Annotated in this window: 17 protein-coding genes and 1 tRNA gene; 14 read left to right on the plus strand and 4 right to left on the minus strand. The window is 60.3% G+C overall.

What is annotated here, in order from left to right:
- The first annotated feature begins 70 nt into the window (after positions 1-70).
- A complete protein-coding gene (gene acuI, locus Q1A63_RS21270) occupies positions 71-1063 on the plus strand; it encodes an acryloyl-CoA reductase (RefSeq protein ID WP_298975557.1) in 993 nt (330 codons plus the stop codon).
- A gap of 181 nt (positions 1064-1244) precedes the next feature.
- On the opposite strand, the gene Q1A63_RS21275 is transcribed toward acuI, so the two are convergent.
- The 3 genes from Q1A63_RS21275 to Q1A63_RS21285 form a co-directional block, all read right to left on the minus strand.
- The gene (locus tag Q1A63_RS21275; RefSeq protein WP_298975556.1) at positions 1245-2630 is read right to left on the minus strand and encodes a PepSY domain-containing protein; all 1386 of its coding nucleotides are present in this window, start codon (positions 2628-2630) and stop codon (positions 1245-1247) included.
- 71 nt (positions 2631-2701) lie between these two features.
- Positions 2702-3061: a hypothetical protein gene (locus Q1A63_RS21280; protein WP_298975555.1), complete on the minus strand. Its 360-nt coding sequence runs from the start codon at positions 3059-3061 to the stop codon at positions 2702-2704.
- 145 nt (positions 3062-3206) lie between these two features.
- On the minus strand, positions 3207-4079 hold the full coding sequence (locus Q1A63_RS21285; RefSeq protein ID WP_298975553.1) for a LysR family transcriptional regulator: 873 nt from the start codon (positions 4077-4079) through the stop codon (positions 3207-3209).
- Between the two features lie 83 nt (positions 4080-4162).
- Between Q1A63_RS21285 and Q1A63_RS21290 the strand changes: the two genes are divergently transcribed.
- Positions 4163-4459 carry a YciI family protein gene (locus tag Q1A63_RS21290; protein WP_298975552.1) on the plus strand — a complete coding sequence of 99 codons (297 nt, stop codon included), beginning with the start codon at positions 4163-4165 and terminating at the stop codon, positions 4457-4459.
- Between the two features lie 167 nt (positions 4460-4626).
- On the opposite strand, the gene Q1A63_RS21295 is transcribed toward Q1A63_RS21290, so the two are convergent.
- Positions 4627-6468, minus strand: a complete 1842-nt coding sequence (locus tag Q1A63_RS21295) for a BCCT family transporter (protein WP_299632447.1) — start codon at positions 6466-6468, stop codon at positions 4627-4629.
- A 284-nt stretch (positions 6469-6752) separates the two neighbouring features.
- Between Q1A63_RS21295 and Q1A63_RS21300 the strand changes: the two genes are divergently transcribed.
- The 12 genes from Q1A63_RS21300 to Q1A63_RS21355 all read left to right on the plus strand — a co-directional run bounded on the left by Q1A63_RS21300 (position 6753) and on the right by Q1A63_RS21355 (position 18979).
- Positions 6753-7976 (plus strand): aminotransferase class V-fold PLP-dependent enzyme, encoded by a 1224-nt coding sequence (locus Q1A63_RS21300; protein WP_299632448.1) that lies wholly within the window; start codon positions 6753-6755, stop codon positions 7974-7976.
- Between the two features lie 68 nt (positions 7977-8044).
- A complete protein-coding gene (locus Q1A63_RS21305) occupies positions 8045-9463 on the plus strand; it encodes a deoxyribodipyrimidine photo-lyase (RefSeq protein ID WP_299632449.1) in 1419 nt (472 codons plus the stop codon).
- A gap of 73 nt (positions 9464-9536) precedes the next feature.
- Positions 9537-10745, plus strand: a complete 1209-nt coding sequence (locus Q1A63_RS21310; RefSeq protein ID WP_298975546.1) for a cyclopropane-fatty-acyl-phospholipid synthase family protein — start codon at positions 9537-9539, stop codon at positions 10743-10745.
- A gap of 25 nt (positions 10746-10770) precedes the next feature.
- The gene (locus Q1A63_RS21315; protein ID WP_298975545.1) at positions 10771-11211 is read left to right on the plus strand and encodes a TrgA family protein; all 441 of its coding nucleotides are present in this window, start codon (positions 10771-10773) and stop codon (positions 11209-11211) included.
- A 16-nt stretch (positions 11212-11227) separates the two neighbouring features.
- The gene (locus Q1A63_RS21320) at positions 11228-12334 is read left to right on the plus strand and encodes an NUDIX domain-containing protein (protein ID WP_298975544.1); all 1107 of its coding nucleotides are present in this window, start codon (positions 11228-11230) and stop codon (positions 12332-12334) included.
- A 55-nt stretch (positions 12335-12389) separates the two neighbouring features.
- Positions 12390-13427 carry a cysteine synthase A gene (locus Q1A63_RS21325; protein ID WP_298975543.1) on the plus strand — a complete coding sequence of 346 codons (1038 nt, stop codon included), beginning with the start codon at positions 12390-12392 and terminating at the stop codon, positions 13425-13427.
- Complete coding sequence (locus tag Q1A63_RS21330; RefSeq protein ID WP_298975542.1) at positions 13424-15751, plus strand: DUF3772 domain-containing protein; 2328 nt, start codon at positions 13424-13426, stop codon at positions 15749-15751. Before Q1A63_RS21325 ends, Q1A63_RS21330 begins: the two co-directional genes overlap by 4 nt.
- Positions 15748-16467 (plus strand): alanyl-tRNA editing protein, encoded by a 720-nt coding sequence (locus Q1A63_RS21335; RefSeq protein ID WP_298975541.1) that lies wholly within the window; start codon positions 15748-15750, stop codon positions 16465-16467. Before Q1A63_RS21330 ends, Q1A63_RS21335 begins: the two co-directional genes overlap by 4 nt.
- Positions 16468-16537: 70 nt before the next feature.
- Positions 16538-16627, plus strand: a tRNA-Ser gene (locus Q1A63_RS21340).
- A 149-nt stretch (positions 16628-16776) separates the two neighbouring features.
- Positions 16777-17037 carry an Arm DNA-binding domain-containing protein gene (locus tag Q1A63_RS21345; protein ID WP_299632450.1) on the plus strand — a complete coding sequence of 87 codons (261 nt, stop codon included), beginning with the start codon at positions 16777-16779 and terminating at the stop codon, positions 17035-17037.
- Entirely contained in the window at positions 17006-17389 is a 384-nt protein-coding gene (locus tag Q1A63_RS21350; RefSeq protein WP_298975539.1) for a hypothetical protein, read from the plus strand. The genes Q1A63_RS21345 and Q1A63_RS21350 overlap by 32 nt, the downstream gene beginning before the upstream one ends.
- A gap of 12 nt (positions 17390-17401) precedes the next feature.
- Complete coding sequence (locus Q1A63_RS21355; protein ID WP_299632451.1) at positions 17402-18979, plus strand: GMC family oxidoreductase; 1578 nt, start codon at positions 17402-17404, stop codon at positions 18977-18979.
- The last annotated feature ends 8 nt before the right edge of the window (positions 18980-18987 follow it).

Genomic DNA, 18987 nt, shown 5'->3' on the forward strand with positions numbered 1-18987 from the left:
CCGTCGGAGCCTCCGGCGGGGATATTTTGAGCCAGAAGAAACAGGGGACAGCCCCCGGAATGGAGACGTGATGTTCAAGGCACTTGTGGTGAACAAGGATGAGGAAAGCGGCAAAACGTCTGCTGCAGTCGAGGAGATGACGGTTGCGCAATTGCCTGCGGGTGATGTGACCGTTGCGGTCGAGTTTTCCACGGTGAACTACAAGGACGGGCTGTGCATTGGCCCCGGCGGCGGTTTGGTGCGTAATTATCCGCATGTGCCGGGGATCGATTTTGCAGGCACGGTCGAGGCGTCGGATGATGACCGCTACAAACCGGGCGACAAAGTGGTGCTGACCGGGTGGCGCGTGGGCGAGATGCATTGGGGGGGCTATGCGCAAAAGGCGCGGGTCAAGGCGGATTGGCTGGTGCCGTTGCCCGAGGGGCTGGACACGCGTGCGGCCATGGCGGTGGGCACTGCGGGGTTCACGGCGATGCTGTCGGTCATGGCGTTGGAGGATCACGGGTTGAAACCCGGCGATGGTCCGGTGCTTGTGACCGGCGCTGCCGGTGGTGTTGGGTCGGTTGCAGTGGCGTTGCTAGCGGCACTGGGGCATGAGGTGGCCGGTGTCACCGGGCGGCCGGAGACGGCAGATTATCTGAACTCTCTTGGCGCCAGCCAGATTGTCGTGCGGGAAGAGATCAACGAGACCGTCAAACGCCCGCTAGAGGCGGAAACCTGGGCCGGCTGTGTGGACGCCGTTGGCGGCGCCATGCTGGCCCGTGTTCTGGGGCAGATGAAATACGGCGCGTCTGTTGCGGCTGTTGGTCTTGCCGGGGGGGCGGGGCTGCCTGCAACCGTCATTCCATTCCTGCTGCGGGGTGTGAACCTGCTGGGCATCGATTCCGTGATGCAACCCTATGAAAACCGTGTCCGCGCCTGGCAGCGGATCGCGTCTGATCTGCCGATGGACAAGCTTGAGGCAATGGTGATGCCCGCGACGCTGGACGACCTGCCGAAGCTTGGCGGCGATATCCTGAAAGGGCAGATCAAGGGCCGCGTCGTCGTTGATGTGAACGCCTGAGACGGTCGGCAGCGCGCTTACGGGATGCGATATCGTGTGTTGCCGTTGAGCAGCGTGAGACGGCGCACCGATGCTCTGGAACGCGGTGTGCGCTATCGCGCAAAATCTGCCCCTCTTAGGGAGTACGGATATTCAATAAAAAGATCGCGGCGCAGCGCATGGGCACGCTGCGCCGCCGCATTTACGTCAAGCTATGGCGGAGCTTCGGCAGCTTTGACAAGATGAATATGTCAACCGCGAGGGTGGTCAAGAGCGCCAGCCCGGCCATCGGGAAAGCCATCGACACCCCAAGACCCACGAGAACCGCGCCCTGCCAGACGGGCATCTCCTTGGGCATCGGCGGGGCTGCCAAACGGCCAGCCCTGGCGGGGCGCCGCTTCCACCACATGACCACAGAAGAGACGCAGAGAAACAGCACGGAGAGGCACACCAGCGTGTTTGCCAGCACGCTCCACAACCCCAGCGTCCCCATATGCAGCGCAATGCCCACAGCCATCGCCTTGCCCGCAAGCGAATAATCTTCGTAGCGCACATCGGCCAGGATGTTCCCGCTGTGTTGATCCACATGCACGGTGCGATCCGACATCGGATCGGTGCTGTCGGTGCTCATTGAATCGCGGCTCAGCGTCCAGACACCGGTATCTCCGCTCGGCAGGTTCATCTGATACCGCGCGTCAAACCCGAGCGCGCGGGCCAGGGCATCGACGCTGTCGATCGTAACCACGGCGCCGGTGATCCCGGCAACGCCCGCGTCGCTGCCCGAGGCGGGCATTGGCGTTAGCTCCAGCGCCCAAGGTACCTCGCGCCGGGCGTGGTTCATATTGGCATGCGTGTCGTCGGAAAGCGGCACGGCATCCCATTTCTCAGCCGGGAACTGACTCCAGGCCTGGACCATTTTGCCTCCCCATATTCCGGCCCAAGCAAGGCCGGACACAAGGAAGAACACCAAAATGACCGAGATCCAGATGCCTACAACCCCGTGCAGGGATTTCCACAGCGACCGTCCGCGCGCAAGGGTGGGCAAAAGGGCTGCGCGCCAGCCCGTGCCGCGCGGCCACCACATGTAAAGACCGGTGGCAATCAGCACCAGCGTCAGCGATGCGGCGGTTTCCAGGAACCGGTCCCCAGTGACGCCGAGCATCAGGTCGCTGTGGATGCCGTCAAAAAAGTCATACCAGCCGGCGCGACGGGGAAAGGTCTCGATCACCTGGGCGGTAAACGGATCGACCGCGACCATTATCGCGTCCCCCTGGCTGTCGACGCGGAACAATGCGGCGACATCATGCGTGCGCGGGGCGACGTATTGCTTCAGAACGCCTTCGGGCACGACGGCCACCGCAGCGTCCGCCTGTTGCGAAACCGGGGTGGGGCTGTCTTGTGGCACAACCGCCGTGCGTTCGCCATCACGCCCGTCCAACCAGGCAATCCAAAGCATCATCATGCCGGTGAACGCCAGGATGGTCAGAAAGGGGATGACGAACAGGCCAGCGTAGAAATGCCAGCGCCAGGCGGCGAAGTAGAGTTTGTTTGCGGTGCCATCGGGCAGCGCATCGGTAGGGAATGTCATGTTTGGGGTCTCCAAGCCAGTAACCCGTCTCTGGGACGGGAGGGTCGCATTTGAACTGTGATTTTGTCAGATCAGGCTTGAGGGGGCGCGCGGGTCAATCGGGCCGGATCGAGGCCCTGGCTTTGGCGCAGGCGTTTCGAGACGAAGGCCAGCGTTCGGGTCTCTGCTAGAACGGCCAAGGTTGCGAGGCTGCCATGATGCGGCAGCGCGAGGTTGTCGACGATGCGGCAGGCTTCACAATCGGTGGGCATCATCGGACCCTGTCCATCGATTTCACCGCAAATGTCGGCGAGCGATCCGCCTGCGGCAACATATTCCGCAAGTTCCGGCGACAGCGTGGCGCGGCCAAAGGTATGCGCGAACCCAACTGAAACCAATGCAAAGACCAAGACAAGCTTGGTTAGAACACTTGCAAGAAAGGGCAGAGACATGCGCATAGCTGGATCAATAGCCAGATATCTGCGGTTGCACTAGAGGGTATTCGGTGCCGTGTGGCAATCCGGTCGCTGAGTGCAAGAGAAGCCGTCAGATCAGGTTTTTTTGGACAGTATCTCTCTGCGCTGAGATCAGCGAGCCCTATTCAAACAGGCTCGTTTGGGTCAGCCAATCGACCGTGGCCTCCATACGCGGCATGCCGCGCGTATCACGGTGCCGCATCAACCAGACATCGCGATACATCTCCTGTGCCAGCTGATCTTCAAGCCTTTCCAGCTGCGGCGCGTTGCGCGCAACCGCATCGGGCAGCACCGAACGAACAGGCATGTGAAGGGTGGTTTCATAGGCGGCCTCAAGATCGTGCATGAGCAGGCTGGAGAGCCTGCCACCTGAAGCCTTAGCCAGCATTTCGGTCCAGGACGCCTGCGGCAAATGCCGCGCGATGGATTCGTAGCCCAGCCAGGGACGGTCGCCCGTTGGCACATCTGCGAACCCTGTCGCCGTAAAGGCGGAAAAAATCACCCGACCCAGCCGCTGCGCGAGCACCGCGTCGCCGCCCTCTTTGGGCTTGCCAAACCGGATCGCCAGATCAACCTCTCGACGCGTGAGGCTGAGGTTGCGGTTGTCCGGCACAAGGCTGACCTGAAGGGCGGGGTGGGCTGTGGTGAAACCCGAAAGGCGAGGAATGACAAACCGGTTGAGTAAAAATGGGGACGCCGTCAGTCTGACCGTGCCGCTGAGAATCGTATCTTGACCCAGTGCAGCCTCCGCCTGAATCGCGTGGCGTTCCATCGCATCGGCGTGATTTGCCAGCGTCTGCCCGCTTTCGGTAAGGCCAACCGTGCCATCCCGGTCCCGTATCAGCAGGGCGACACCGGCCCCGTCTTCCAACATCTTGAGCCTGCGCGACACGGTGGTGGCGTTGACGCCCAGAAGCGTCGCAGCGCCTGAGAGGGATTGCGCGCGGGCGAGCGCAAGTAGAATTCGAAGATCATTCCAGGGCAGGGACTGCATGTTTGCAGGTATCTACTGCATTCATCCGAATTGTAAATGCATATCCGCAGATCGATACTGCCCGCGATATCCAGGAGGCAGCGATGCTCTTTATTGTTCATTTCCATGACAACGAAACCGCAGAACCCGACCTGCGCGCACGGTATATGGCGGCGCATCTGGCGTTTCTGGGTGATCATAAGGACCAGATCCACGCCGCAGGCCCGCTGAAAGAGCAAGACGGGCAGATCAAAAGCGGGCTCTGGCTGGTCGATGTGGAAAGCACTGACGCCGCATGGGCGCTGGTGCATGCTGATCCGTTCTGGCCGACCGGTCTGAGGGATCGGGTAGAGATCAAGCAGTGGATGCAGGTCTTTGCCGATGGTGAGGCGCTGATCTGACCCCGTTGCGCCGATCTTGACGCCAGGTGCGATCTGCTCTTTCGACCTGAATTCGCGCTCCACCGACTTCAGCAACAGGATTAAACCGCCGAGGCTAGCGGGCAGGGCGGTAAGTAAAAAAGGGCGCCCGAAGATACAGGCGCCCTGTGCCGCTTCTTGAGCAGATCTTACTCTGCAGGCTGCGCTTCGGCCTCCGAGGCATCCCCGGCTTTGTCGCGGCGTCCGTCGTTGAAGAGCGCCTTGATCAGCGCGGCCACCATCAGCACCATGACCATGGTAAAGGGCAGCGCCCCTATTATCATCGCGTTTTGCAGCGCGCCAAGGCCACCGCCACCCGCCAGCAGCAAAGTACCGATCACCAGTGTCAGGATAACGCCCCAGATGATGCGATGCTTGACGCCGGTTTCTTCGGCACCACCGGACATGATCGTATTCATCACCAGGATGCCCGAGTCCGCGGAGGTCACGAGGAAAGTCATGATCAGCACTACGCACATGATGATGATCCCCTGCAGAAAGCCGCCCGAGAGCATGTTTTCCAGCGTCACAAACAGCTTTGCCGAGTTGGAGGCTCCGATGATGGCTCCTTCTGCGGCCCCGTTGATCTCCAGATCGATCGCGGTGCCCCCAAGGATGGTCATCCAGGCAAAACACACCAATGCTGGCGCGATCACTGCGCCCAGCACGAATTCCCGCACCGTGCGGCCCTTGGAAATCCGCGCAAGGAACAGGCCCACGAAGGGCGAAAAGGCAATCCACCAGGCCCAGTAGAAGGTCGTCCACCCAGCCTGCCAGCCAAAGAGTCGACCCTGGGCGCCGGTATCGTAGGCGGCTTCGAGGTCGGCCGCGGGCAGGGCTGCTGCAGCCCCTTCCAGACCGCCGGTGAAGCCCTCAAGCGAGCCCCAGGGATCGGTTGCGGCACTATAGACCGCCCCCAGTTCCTCGGCGGGCAGCGCCTGCACCGTGGCAGGTGCCGCTGTGGCGAAGGCTGTTTCGCTGAGCGGGGTGTAGGCTTCAAAACTGAGGTTCACGAAGGCCAGAAGGTAGTCGACCAGGGCCGTCGCATAGGTGGTCAGCGCAAAGAGAAAAGAGCCGAAGATCACAAAGGTCAGCAGCAGGATCAGGGAGAGTACCAGATTGAGGTTGGAGAGGTATTTCACCCCCCGCCCGACGCCGGATACCGCTGAGATGATCGACATGCCCATGATCACCACGAGGGCTGCGATCAGGCCTGCCTTGGCGGGAACGGGTGTGTCGCCAGTGCTGTCCATCATCCATTCCATGCCGGTGATCGAATAGACCCCGTCAACCAATTGGCTGACGCCATAACCGATGGTCACCGAGACGCCGAGGATTGTGGCCACCACGCCCAGAACATCGATGATATGGCCGAAAAATCCATTGGCGAAACGCCCGATCAACGGGGTCAGCGCAGAGCGGATCGTCAGCGGCATGCCACGTGTGTAAGCGTAATAGGCGAGGCTGAGACCCGTCACCACATAGATCGCCCAGGCGTGAAACCCGTAGTGCAGGAAGGTGTAGCGAAAGGTTGATTTCAATGCCTCAGGCGTATTGCCTGTCACCTCGCCAGCAACGACGATGGGGTTGGAGCCCCAAAGGCCCAGCGGCTCAGCCGTCGCAAAAGTCATCAGACCGACGCCGAGACCGGCGCCGAACATCATCGAAAACCAAGAGAAATTGGTGAACTCCGGTTTTTGCCCCTGAGGTCCGAGCACGCGGCTGCCGGTGGATGGGATCAAGGCAATGATGATCAGGAAAAATGCAAAAACGCCAACCGACAGAATATAGAAGGTGTTGAAAGACAGCAGCAGCGCGCTGTTGATCGAAGAGAGCATCGCCCCGGCACCCGCCGGAAAGACCAGGGCCCAGAGGACCAAAAGCACCATGCTGACTTTCGAGATCAGCGCGATGGGAAGGCTATAGCCTTCATAGAAACCGGCATCCTGAGTATTGATCTCAAGATCCGTAAACGGTGGTTTTACAGACATTCCAGGGTTCCTCTGTTGAAACGCGGCCATCTTGGCGGGCCGTCATTTGTGTCTGACCGTGGCATTGGGGGGCGTTCCAAACGTGCCCATTGCCTCCCAGTCGCCGGTCATTTGGTGGCGGGTGGTCAGCCACCCGTTATACGAGTGTGACAACGGTCCTGGGGTTTGAGTGGCCGGGGCGCGACACAAAATGCGAATAAACGACGCCTTTTGACGGTGGTTGACGCGGCGTCGAGGCAGATTGAGTTCTTGACCTGTCCTGCGCGTCAGGGGACCTTGCGGCCATGAAACTAGATATTGACTTCGTGCGCGGCCAATTCCCCGCCTTTGAAACCGCCTCCCTGCAGGGGCAGGCATTCTTTGAAAACGCGGGGGGGTCCTATACCTGCGCGCCGGTGATCGACCGCCTCACTCGGTTCTACCATGAGCGCAAAGTGCAACCCTACGCGCCTTATCCCGCCAGCCGTTTGGGGGGCGCGGAAATGGACGAAGCCCGGCAACGGCTGGCGGCCATCCTGGGCGTCGAGAGTGATGAGTTGAGCTTTGGTCCCTCCACGACGCAGAACGCTTACGTGCTGGCGCAGGCCTTTGCCGAGATGATGGCGCCCGGCGAGGCCATCGTGGTGACCAATCAGGACCACGAGGCAAACTCCGGACCCTGGCGCAGGCTCGCCGCGCGGGGTCTGGACATTCGCGAATGGCAGGTGGATCCGGAGACCGGGCACCTGAATCCCGAAGACCTCGAAGACCTGCTGGACGATAGCGTACGGTTGGTCTGTTTCCCGCATTGCTCCAATGTTGTGGGGGAGATCAACCCGGTCACGGAAATCACTGCGCTGGCCCACGCCGCGGGCGCGTTCACCTGTGTGGACGGGGTCTCTTATGCGCCGCATGGGTTGCCCGATGTGGGGCGTCTGGGCCCGGACATCTATCTGTTTTCCGCCTATAAAACCTATGGGCCGCACCAGGGCATCATGGTGATGCGACGGACTTTGGGAAACCTGCTGCCCAATCAGGGGCATCACTTCAACGGTGACAGCCTCTATAAACGGTTCACCCCCGCGGGGCCGGATCATGCACAAGTCGCGGCCTGTGCAGGCATGGCGGATTACATCGACGCGCTTTATGCGCATCATTTTGACCAGGACGCAGACCCAAGCGCACGGGGGCAGGCCGTGCATGATCTGATGCGCGCCCATGAAAAAGAGCTGCTGGCCCCGTTGCTGGAGGCAGTGACGGCAAGAAACTCCGTACGCCTGATCGGGCCTGCGGACGCAGGCAACCGGGCTCCCACGGTGGCGCTGGCGCTGAACCGGCCCGGCGAAGAGGTTGCCGCTAAGCTGTCTTCGCACGGCATCATGGCAGGTGGCGGGGATTTCTACGCGGGCCGGGTGCTGAACGCGATGGGCGTGGATGAAACGGCGGGCGTGCTGCGGCTCAGCTTCACCCATTACACGGCGCCGCATGAAATAGATCAGCTGTTGGGCGCACTTGACGCAGAGTTATGATCCTTGACGGTGATCCAAAGCCCGCTGGCTTGCGTAGCCCTCAATATGAAACGTGAAGGCCGCACTGCGTGAGTTCATCTCCCATTCTTGTCTGGTTTCGCCGTGACCTGCGGCTGAGCGATCATCCGGCCCTGAACGCGGCCTGCGCGACCGGGCGACCGGTGATCCCGGTGTTCATCCATGATGATACAGTAGAGGCTCTGGGGGCCGCGCCGAAATGGCGGCTGGGGCTGGGGCTGGAAGCTTTTGACAAGAGCCTGCGCGCAAAGGGTAGCCGCCTGATCCTGCGCCGCGGCGATGCGCTGGAACACCTGCAAAACCTCATGCGCGAAACCGGCGCCAGCGCGGTTTATTGGTCGAGGCTCTATGATCCGGCTGCCGTTGCGCGCGACACCGGCGTGAAATCCGTGTTGAAAGAGCAGGGGGTCGAGGCCAGGTCCTTCGGCGGCCACCTGATGTTCGAACCCTGGACGGTCGAGACCAAAACCGGCGGCTTTTACAAGGTCTATACGCCGTTCTGGAATATGGTGAGGACGCGCGAGGTCGAACCACCCCTGCCGGCGCCCGCAACCCTACCCGTGCCATCCAACTGGCCAGAGAGTGACACGCTTTCTGATTGGCAGATGGGCAGGGCGATGGATCGCGGGGCGGAGATTGTCCGCCCACATGTGCGGTTGGGTGAGCAGGCCGCACAAACCCGACTGGCGATGTTTGTGGACCGGATCGTCGATGGCTATGATACAACACGCGATTTGCCCGGCGTCGATGGCACCTCCGGCCTGTCGCAAAACCTCAGCCTCGGAGAGATCAGCCCGCACCAATGCTGGCACGCCGGACAGCGGGCGCGGCAGGAGGGTAAGACGGGCGCCGAGACCTTTCTCAAGGAGTTGGTCTGGCGCGAGTTCGCCTACCATCTGATGCACCACACGCCGCATCTGCTGACGGGAAACTGGAAAGAAGCCTGGGATGCCTTTCCCTGGCACCGGGATCCGAATGCCCCCGCCGTCATGGCCTGGAAGCAAGGGCGCACCGGCATCCAGTTTGTCGATGCCGCGATGCGCGAAATGTATGTCACCGGCACGATGCACAATCGCGGGCGTATGATCGTGGCCAGCTACCTGACCAAACACCTGCTGACCCATTGGCAGATCGGCATGGATTGGTTCGAAGACTGTTTGGTCGATTGGGACCCGGCCAGCAACGCCATGGGCTGGCAGTGGTCCGCAGGTTCCGGACCGGATGCAACGCCCTATTTCCGCGTGTTCAACCCGGTCACGCAACTCGATAAATTTGACAAGAACCGAGACTACGTCAGCCGCTGGATTGCCGAAGGCCGATCCCGTCCCAGCGCGCAGGCGCTTTCCTATTTCGACGCCATCCCGCTAAGCTGGAAGATGACCCCGAAAGACGCCTTTCCCGCCCCGGTAGTAGCCGCGGATGAGGGCAGAAAAGTCGCACTGAATGCCTATGAAAACAAAGGCTTCTGAAACCCTTGATCGCGCGTTTGCGTGTCCCCTAACATTGGGTTAACGCCCGACCTTCACTACAAGCGGAATGCATATGATCCTGACCACAACCGATGGCCAACACAACCTGCCGCGATACTTCACGCGGGTGTTTGCCATGGCGCAGCAGATGAACAACGGCCGGGTTGATTTTGTCGTGCCGGATGGCCGCCGGTTCCGCGCAGAGGGGCAGAACCCCGGCCCGATTGCGGAACTGGTCATCCACAATGACGACCTCTTTGCACGTCTGATCCGCGAGGGTGATCTTGGGTTCTGTGACGCCTATCTGGATGAATGGTGGTCAACGCCGGATCTGCAGGCTTTCATGGATCTGGTGCATGCGGACAACGAAGACATCTACGATGGCTTCCCCGGCATGATTCTGGTGCGCAATTATGAAAAATTTAGGTTCTGGCTGCAGCGGAACCATAAAAACCAGGCACGCAAAAACATCAGTTATCACTATGATCTGGGCAATGAGTTCTACGGTTTGTGGCTGGATGACACCATGACCTATTCCTCTGCGATGTTCCGCACCGGGCAGGAGAGCACCGAGAAAGCACAGATCGCCAAATACAAATCAATGGTGGATGAAATGGGCGCGCAGCCGGGGGATCACATCCTTGAGATCGGCTGCGGTTGGGGGGGCTTTGCGGAATATGCCGCCAAGGAGCGCGGCTTAAAGGTGACCGGGCTTACCATTTCAGAAGAGCAGTTTAAGTACGCGCGGGAACGCATTGAAAAAGCTGGACTTTCTGATCATGTAAATTTCAAGCTACAGGACTATCGCGACGAAAAGGGGCTCTATGATGGCATCGCCAGCATCGAGATGTTCGAGGCCGTGGGTGAAAAATACTGGCCCGCCTATTTCGATGTCGTACGCGAACGCCTGAAGCCCGGTAAAATGGCGACGTTGCAGATCATCACCGTCGCGGATCGGCGGTGGAGCGTGTACCGGCGCGGGGTCGATTTCATCCAGAAATACATCTTTCCCGGTGGCATGCTGCCCAGCCCCACGGCGCTGCGGGATCAGGTGAAAAACGCAGGTCTGGGCGTTGAGCGATCTGTCGAATTTGGCCACAGTTATTCCATAACTTTGCGCCGATGGCACGATACGTTCAACGAGAAATGGGATCAGGTGAGCAACCTTGGCTTCGATGAACGCTTTCGTCGGATGTGGAATTTTTACCTGACCTCATGCGCGGCGACATTCGATAGTGCGAACTGCGATGTCACGCAAATCACTGTGAAGCGGCCTGGCTAGGTCGTAGCCTGAGAGGTAAGACCAGATGCCTGACGCAGCCCGGCTGATCGCCGCCCTTTGCATCTGTTGTGTGGGATATGTCGTGTCGGTGGTTTTCATGCCGCTGATGCCTGAAAGCACGAATTTCGGCTATTTCATCTATGTGAACGCCTGCATCGGTATCTTTGTCGGCTGGACCGTCATGGGCAAACGTGCCGGGCGGGGGGTGACGGCCGCAATCAACAACGGCTTTGGTGGGGTGCTGATGCTGGTGCTCTGGTGTCTCTTCATTCACTCCAGCTACCAGATGTTCGACCGGGCCATGGCCAATTGGTACAATGGCGCCTTCGACGCACTTCTGGCGATTTTCAAGTTCATGGCGGAATATGGTCTGGTGATGCTCAACCCGCTTGTGATCTTCTCGCTGTTTGCGGGCGGACTTTTGTCCGGACTGGCCACGGAATACGCTTGGCGGACGTGGCGCTGACGCGTAAGCACGCGTCATGAAACCCTTGTTTTTCTTTGGAACACTGCGTCACCCGGCGCTTCTGCAAGCCGTGCTGGGAGAGGTTGCACATATCGAACTGACCCCGGCCATTTTACCCGGCTATGCCATAAAGGCGGCTGCAGAAGGCCCGTTCCCCATGATTCTGCCCATAGGGGGTGGCGAAGGCGCGGGCCTCTTGGCAGAAGGGATCACGGAGGCCGATCTGGCGCGTTTGGATTACTACGAAAGCGCGTTTGGCTATGATCTTGTCGATGTCACGCTACAGGATGGACGTGCCGCGCGGACCTATATGCCCCAAGAAAACCTTTGGACGCCGCAGGGACCCTGGTCGCTTGACGACTGGGCACGCGATTGGGGCGCAATCAGCGTGATCGCCGCGCAGGAGGTCATGAGCTACATGGGCCAAAAATCACCCGGCGAGATTGCGACGATGTTTCCGATGATCCGGGCGCGCGCCTGGTCACAGGTCAATGCCGCGCAAAGCCGTCACAGCGCGGACATGCTGCACGGGCGCATCGACATGGCAGAGCGGACCCGGAAATATGCGCGCTACTTCGCAGTGGATGAGCTCAGGCTACGACATCAGCGATTTGACGGCACGATGTCGGAGAAAATGCTGCGGGCAGTCTTCATCGCTGCGGATGCTGCATTGGTGCTGCCCTACGATCCGGTGCGCGACAGGGTTTTGCTCATCGAACAGATGCGGGTCGGCCCACTGGCGCGAGGTGACAAATCGCTCTGGCATCTAGAGCCGATCGCGGGCCGTCTCGATCCGGGCGAACCCGCACAGACCGCCGCGCGGCGCGAAGCCGTGGAAGAAGCCGGCGTAGAATTGGGCGCCTTGCACGAGGTGGCGGAATGCTATTGCTCCCCGGGAAATTCGACGGAGTTTTACTACATCTACGTAGGTCTTGCCGATCTGCCCGATGACATCACGGGCGTTGGCGGGCTGGCAGATGAAGATGAGGACATCCGCTCCCATCTGATGGATTTCGATGAATTGATGCGGCTCTGCGACAACCAGTTGATCGCCAATGCGCCGCTGGTTCTGATGGCCTATTGGCTGGCCAGACATCGCGCCGGTTTGCGCGCCGCCTCTTGAGGTCCCGCCAGTGCACCGCTAGGTGTGGAGGACGCATCTAAAAGGGGGCACGTGCATGCAAGTTGCAAGCGATCTGGCCGGGGCCATTGGAAATACACCGCTGATCCGATTGAAGCAGGCGAGTGACGCCACGGGATGCGAAATTCTGGGCAAGGCCGAGTTCATGAACCCGGGCCAATCCGTCAAGGATCGCGCAGCACTTTTCATCATCAAGGACGCGGTGGAAAAGGGGCTGTTGAAACCCGGCGGCACCATCGTTGAGGGCACGGCTGGCAACACCGGTATCGGTCTGGCGCTGGTTGGGGCCTCCATGGGTTTCAAGACGGTGATCGTGATCCCCGAGACGCAGAGCCAGGAGAAAAAGGACATGCTGCGCCTTGCCGGTGCGGAACTGGTGCAAGTGCCTGCCGCGCCGTATCGCAACCCCAACAACTTCGTGCGCTATTCCGAGCGTCTGGCCACTGAGCTTGCACGGACCACCAATGAGGGCGTGATCTGGGCCAATCAATTCGACAACGTGGCCAACCGACGGGCGCATGTCGAAACCACCGGGCCGGAAATTTGGGAACAGACCGGCGGCAAGGTCGATGGCTTCATCTGTGCAGTGGGCTCGGGCGGGACCCTGGCGGGGGTGTCGGAAGCCTTGAAACCCAAGGGCGTCAAGATCGGCCTGGCGGATCCAGATGGCGCATCGCTTCACAATTTTTACACCAAGGGCGAGCTGGCGATGTCCGAAGGGTCATCAATCAACGAAGGGATCGGTCAGATCCGAATTACCAAGAACCTCGAAGGCTTTACCCCGGATTTCAGCTACAACATCCATGACGCCGAAGCACTGCCAATCGTCTTTGATCTGCTAGAACACGAAGGGCTATGCCTCGGTGGGTCGTCCGGCATCAATATCGCGGGGGCGATACGACTGGCACGCGACCTGGGGCCGGGGCACACGATTGTCACCATTCTGTGCGACTTTGGCACCCGCTATCAATCCAAGCTGTTCAATCCCGAATTCCTGCGAGAAAAAGGTCTGCCCACACCGGGATGGATCGAGCGGCCCCCGGCAAGCATTCCCGGCGTATTCGAAGACGTATGACCCGGCTGTTGCGCGCCTTTGCGATTGTTCTGATCTGGCTCGGGGTCCTCTGGGGGCAGGGGAGCTTTGCCCAGGATGCGGCGAGCGCAGATATCGCGCAAAACCTGCAGACCTGGGATGAGGTCGCCTCATTGGCCGAAGCCGCGATTGACCGGAATGTTGCCAGCAATGAGCGCTTTGAACGCCTGCGCGCTGAAATCGCCGAATACCGGGCTGACTTTACCGCAGGCACCAGGATCAATGCCGAACGTATTGCCACGCTGCGCGGGCAAATAGATGCCCTGGGACCTGTTCCCGAAACAGGTGATGAACCCACCGATATCAGCTCGCGCCGCGCGCAGTTGGAAGAACAGCTCGAAATGCTTCAGGCGCCGGTGCGCGTGTCAGAGGAAGCGTTTCGCCGTGCTGATGGCCTGATCCGCGAGATCGATACCATCATCCGCGAGCGGCAGGCGGACCGATTGCTGTCGCTGGGTCCATCGCCGCTCAATCCCATACATTGGCCAAAAGCCATTGAGGATCTGTTCGGCATTCTGGGTGCCGTCGGTCAGGAAACCGCCAGCATCACCGACGCGGCACAGATGGGGCAGCTCAAAGGCAACGCGCCGCTTGTGCTGTTCCTGCTGGCGCTGGCGCTGGCCCTGATCATTCGCGGTCGCGCCTGGGCGGGCATGGCCCTGAACACCCTGCGCCGCTGGGGGGGGCGTGGCTCTGGCGTCTGGCGCTTTCTGGTCTCCCTCCTGCGGATTTTCCTGCCGCTGACCGGTTTGCTGATCCTGACCCATGCGCTGCGGCTGACCGGTTTGATGGGCACCCGGATCGACCAAATTCTGGAGGCTTTGCCTGCCTTTGGTTTCGTCCTCCTGGGGTTTCGCTGGCTCGCCGAGCGGCTGTTTTCAAAGATCGACGAGGAGGCGCTGATCCCGCTCGCGCCCAGCAAGCGGACCGCCGCGCGGTTCTACATGCTGATCCTGTCCATCCTCTTTGTATCACGCGGTGTCTTTGAGCTTTTCCTTGGCTTCACCGAGGTGGATGCGGCTACAGATGCGGTTTTGACCTTTCCCATCGTGGTGCTGATCGGGATGACGCTGGCCTCCATTGGCAATCTCTTGCGCGGCTGGTCGGTGGACAGCGACCCGGACGCCGAGACCGCTCCCCGCGGTACTGGCCTCGCGCGGGTTGTCAGGCTGTTGGGCACCGCGCTCATCGTTGTTTCCGTGGTGTCGCCCCTTATGGCCGCCGTGGGTTATGCCGAGGCGGGCAACGCCTTGCTCTATCCGACCTTGGTCAGCCTGTTGATCCTGGGCTTTGTGCTCACGCTCCAGCGGTTTTCGGCGGACGTCTACGGCTTGATCACGGGCGAGGGCGACGGTGCGCGCGACGCCCTTGTCCCAGTGCTGGTGGGGTTTGCATTGGTGGTCGCCTCCTTGCCCTTGCTGGCACTGGCCTGGGGCGCGCGCGTGGCCGATCTCACCGAGGTCTGGGCCACGTTCAGCCGCGGTTTCCAGCTCGGCAACACGCGTATTTCACCCGGTGACTTCCTGACCTTTGCGGTCATCTTCGTTGCCGGATATTCCGTTACCCGACTGGTACAAAGCACCCTGCGCGTCAATGTTCTGCCCAAGACCAAGATCGATATCGGCGGGCAGAACGCGATTGTATCGGGCCTGGGATACGTCGGTATCTTTTTGGCCGCGATCCTGGCGATCACCGGCGCAGGCATTGATCTTTCGTCGCTGGCCATCGTTGCCGGTGCTTTATCCGTGGGCATCGGCTTTGGCTTGCAGACCATCGTGTCGAATTTTGTCTCAGGTATCATCCTGCTGATCGAACGCCCGATATCGGAAGGCGATTGGATCGAAGTGGGCGGCCAGATGGGCTACGTGCGCGATATCTCCGTGCGCTCCACGCGGATCGAAACCTTTGACCGCACCGATGTCATCGTCCCCAACGCCGACCTCGTCTCGGGCACGGTCACCAACTACACGCGCGGCAACAAGGTCGGTCGCTTGATTGTATCTGTCGGTGTGGCCTATGGCACCGATACACGGCGGGTCGAGGGGATCTTGCGCGAGATTGCCGAGGACCAGCCCATGGTGCTGCGCAACCCGCCGCCGCTGATCCTGTTCAACAACTTCGGCGCGGATTCACTGGAGTTCGAAATCCGGGTGATCCTGCGGGATGTGAACTGGATCATGGCCGTGAAGAATGACATCAACCACGCCATTGCGAAACGGTTCAGCGACGAGGATATCGAGATACCATTCGCCCAGCGGGACGTTTGGCTGCGTAATCCCGAAACACTGAAAGACGCCAAGTCATGACGCAGATGCTGTTTCGCGAAGACGCTTATGCGCAGGAAGCTGCAGCATCGGTGGTAGGTCACACCGAGGAGGGCGGTATCGTGCTGGACCGCACGGTGTTCTATCCAGCGGGTGGCGGACAGCCCGGCGATAGCGGCATTCTGACATGGCAGGATCACGCCTTGACCGTCGCGACCACTGTCAAGGGCCCTGCCGACACGATCGTGCTGGTGCCCGCGGACGCCGAGGTCTTGCCCGCGATTGGGCAAGAGATTGCCCAGAGGTTGGATTGGGACCGGCGGCACCGTCACATGCGCGTGCATACTGCGCTGCACCTGTTATCTGTGGCGATCCCCTTCGGTGTGACCGGTGGTGCCATCAGCGCGCAGCATGGGCGGCTTGATTTCAACATGGCCGATCCGCTCGACGACAAGGACGCGGTTGAAAAGACGCTCAACGACATGGTGGCCACCGATGCGCGGGTTTGCGAAAGCTGGATCACGGAAGCGGAGTTGGATGCGCAACCTGATCTTGTCAAAACCATGTCCGTGCAGCCGCCGCGCGGTGCCGGGCGTATCCGGCTCATTCGGATTGGGGACGAAGCAACGCCACTGGATCTGCAACCTTGCGGCGGCACGCATGTGGCGCGCCTGGGCGAGATCGGTGCGGTGAGGCTCGGCAAGACCGAGAAAAAGGGACGCATGAACCGGCGCGTCTATCTGCACCTCGACGGTTAAATCGGGGATCGCATGATTAACGATTTTGCCCCTTGCGCATCCGGTTGCAGGCGCGCTACACCGCCGCAACGGAGCGGTGGCCGAGTGGTCGAAGGCGCACGCCTGGAAAGTGTGTAGGCGGGAGACCGTCTCCAGGGTTCGAATCCCTGTCGCTCCGCCACTACCACGTTTTCCCGAATTTAGATGTGCTACCTTGGGCGGCTTTTTCTTTGTTTGATAAGCGGTTGCGCTGTTTCATCATTTCCTTGAGTTTCTTTCGATGGTGTCTATATTCTTTCCTTGAGTGGTAGAGAATGTGGTATTTTAGGAATGGCCCTGTCCGGCAAGCTGACAAAGAAACTGGTCGAAAACCTTGGCCCCGGGCGGCATGGCGACGGGAACGGCCTTTACCTTGTGGTCGATCCGTCTGGTGCGCGGCGCTGGGTTCTGCGGGTGGTGGTCAAGGGCCAGAAGAACAAGAAGGGCGCGCCGCTGCGGACGGACTTTGGTTTGGGGGGTGCGGATATCGTCACGATCAATCAAGCGCGTGAACGGGCGCTTGAGTATCGACGTTTATCAGGCCATCGCTGACGGTGTGAGCGCCGGCGCAGATGCTGACGAAGCGAATGCAACCGCATTGAAAGCCGGTTTGGGTGAAGTCGTCGCGCAGGCACAGGCGCTGTTCGGCAGCAGCTATGTCGACATCCCGGACGATGACGCGCGCGAGGGAATTCTGCGCACATTCCAGAATGAAGGCTTCTTCCAGGGCGTCCGCTGGGCGGCCTACTTCGGCATCTACAACAACCCCGATGTCTGGCTGAAGTTTGGCTATCAGGGCTCGTCTGTGGAGCACGGTGACTACATCGACCGCGGGTTCTCCGACATCACGTTTGTTCCCGAGGGGCCGACCCTCGAGGAGCGCATGGCGCAGGTCAAAGGGTAGGGGGCACAGAAGATGGCTACATTCGATCTGAATGACGAAGGCGTTGTTGTCATTGTCGGCTCAGGCGCCGGCGGCGGCACGGTCGCAAATGAACTGGCGCAGAAGGGGATCAAATCGGTAGTGCTTGAGGCCGGTCCGCGTTTTGACTCCAGCGATATGGTCAATGACGAGTGGGGGGCGTTCCAGAAACTCTCCTGGCTCGACAAGCGGTATTCTGCAGGGGGATGGCATGGTGCGGTCAACCACCAGAACCTGCCAGCCTGGATTGTAAAGGGCTATGGGGGCTCGACCGTTCACTGGGCCGGCGTCGCGCTGCGCTTCAAGGAGTACGAGTTCAAAACCCGCTCAACCTACGGCGAGATTGCCGACGCCAACATCGAAGACTGGCCTGTGTCCCTGGAGGAGATGACGCCTTACTATGAGAAGGCCGAGATCAAGATGGGTGTCACCGGCAAGACCACTGGCATGCCGCATCTGCCCTGGAACAACGGCTTCCGCGTGTTGGCGGAAGGGTGCCGCCGGACCGGGCGTACGGACTACGATTCCGGACCGATGGCGATTAATTCGATTGAGCGCGACGGGCGGCCAGCCTGTCAGCAAATTGGGTTCTGCATGCAGGGCTGCGCCATTGGTGCAAAATGGTCCACCATGGTCACCGAGCTGCCGCAAGCCGAAGACACGGAGTATTGCGAGATCCGGACGGGTGCCATGGCCTTGAAGGTCGAACACGATGACAGCGGCAAGGTCACGGGTGTGCTTTACGCAGATGCGGAGGGCAACCAACAGCTGCAAAAGGCGCGCGTGGTCTGTGTGGCGGGCAACTCGATTGAAAGCCCCCGGCTTTTGCTCAACTCCGCATCCGCGATGTTCCCCGACGGTCTGGCGAACTCCTCTGGCCAGGTCGGTAAGAACTACATGGTGCACACCACCGGTGGCGTCTATGCCGCGATGCCCGAACCGGTCCACATGTTTCGAGGCACTTCGGTGGCGGGGATCGTCGGCGACGATGTCTATCACGATCCGTCGCGGGGCTTCTCCGGCGGGTTCTATCTGGAGTTTCTCTCGCTCGGGCTACCCTTCATGGCCGCCTTCATGGAGCCTGGCAACACGGGCTGGGGCAAGAGCGTCGCGCAGGGTCTGGAGCAGTACGACCACATGTCGGGCGTCTGGGTGCTGGGCGAAGATCTGGCGCAAGATCAAAACGGCGTGACGCTGCATGACAGCGAGGTCGATCAATATGGCCTGGCCGTACCTGTCGTCGCCAAGACGCCGCACATCAACGACGTCAACATGACGAACTACATGTTCGAGACCTCGGCGCAGATCTATGAGGCCGTCGGCGCGACTGATGTCTATGAACTGCCCGCCTATCCGGCCTCTCACAACATGGGGACAAACCGGATGCATGCGGAAGCCTCGAAAGGCGTCGTGAATGCCTTTGGCCAATCCCATGACATCGCGAACCTGTTTGTCTCGGACGGCAGCCAATTCACCTCATCGGGGGCCTGCAATCCCACGCTGACGATCGTGGCGCTTGCCATCCGTCAGGCGGAGTACATCGCCCAGGAGATGAACGCCCAAAACATATAGGATTCCGG

The sequence above is a fragment of the uncultured Roseobacter sp. genome (assembly GCF_947499265.1).
Lineage (GTDB): Bacteria > Pseudomonadota > Alphaproteobacteria > Rhodobacterales > Rhodobacteraceae > Roseobacter.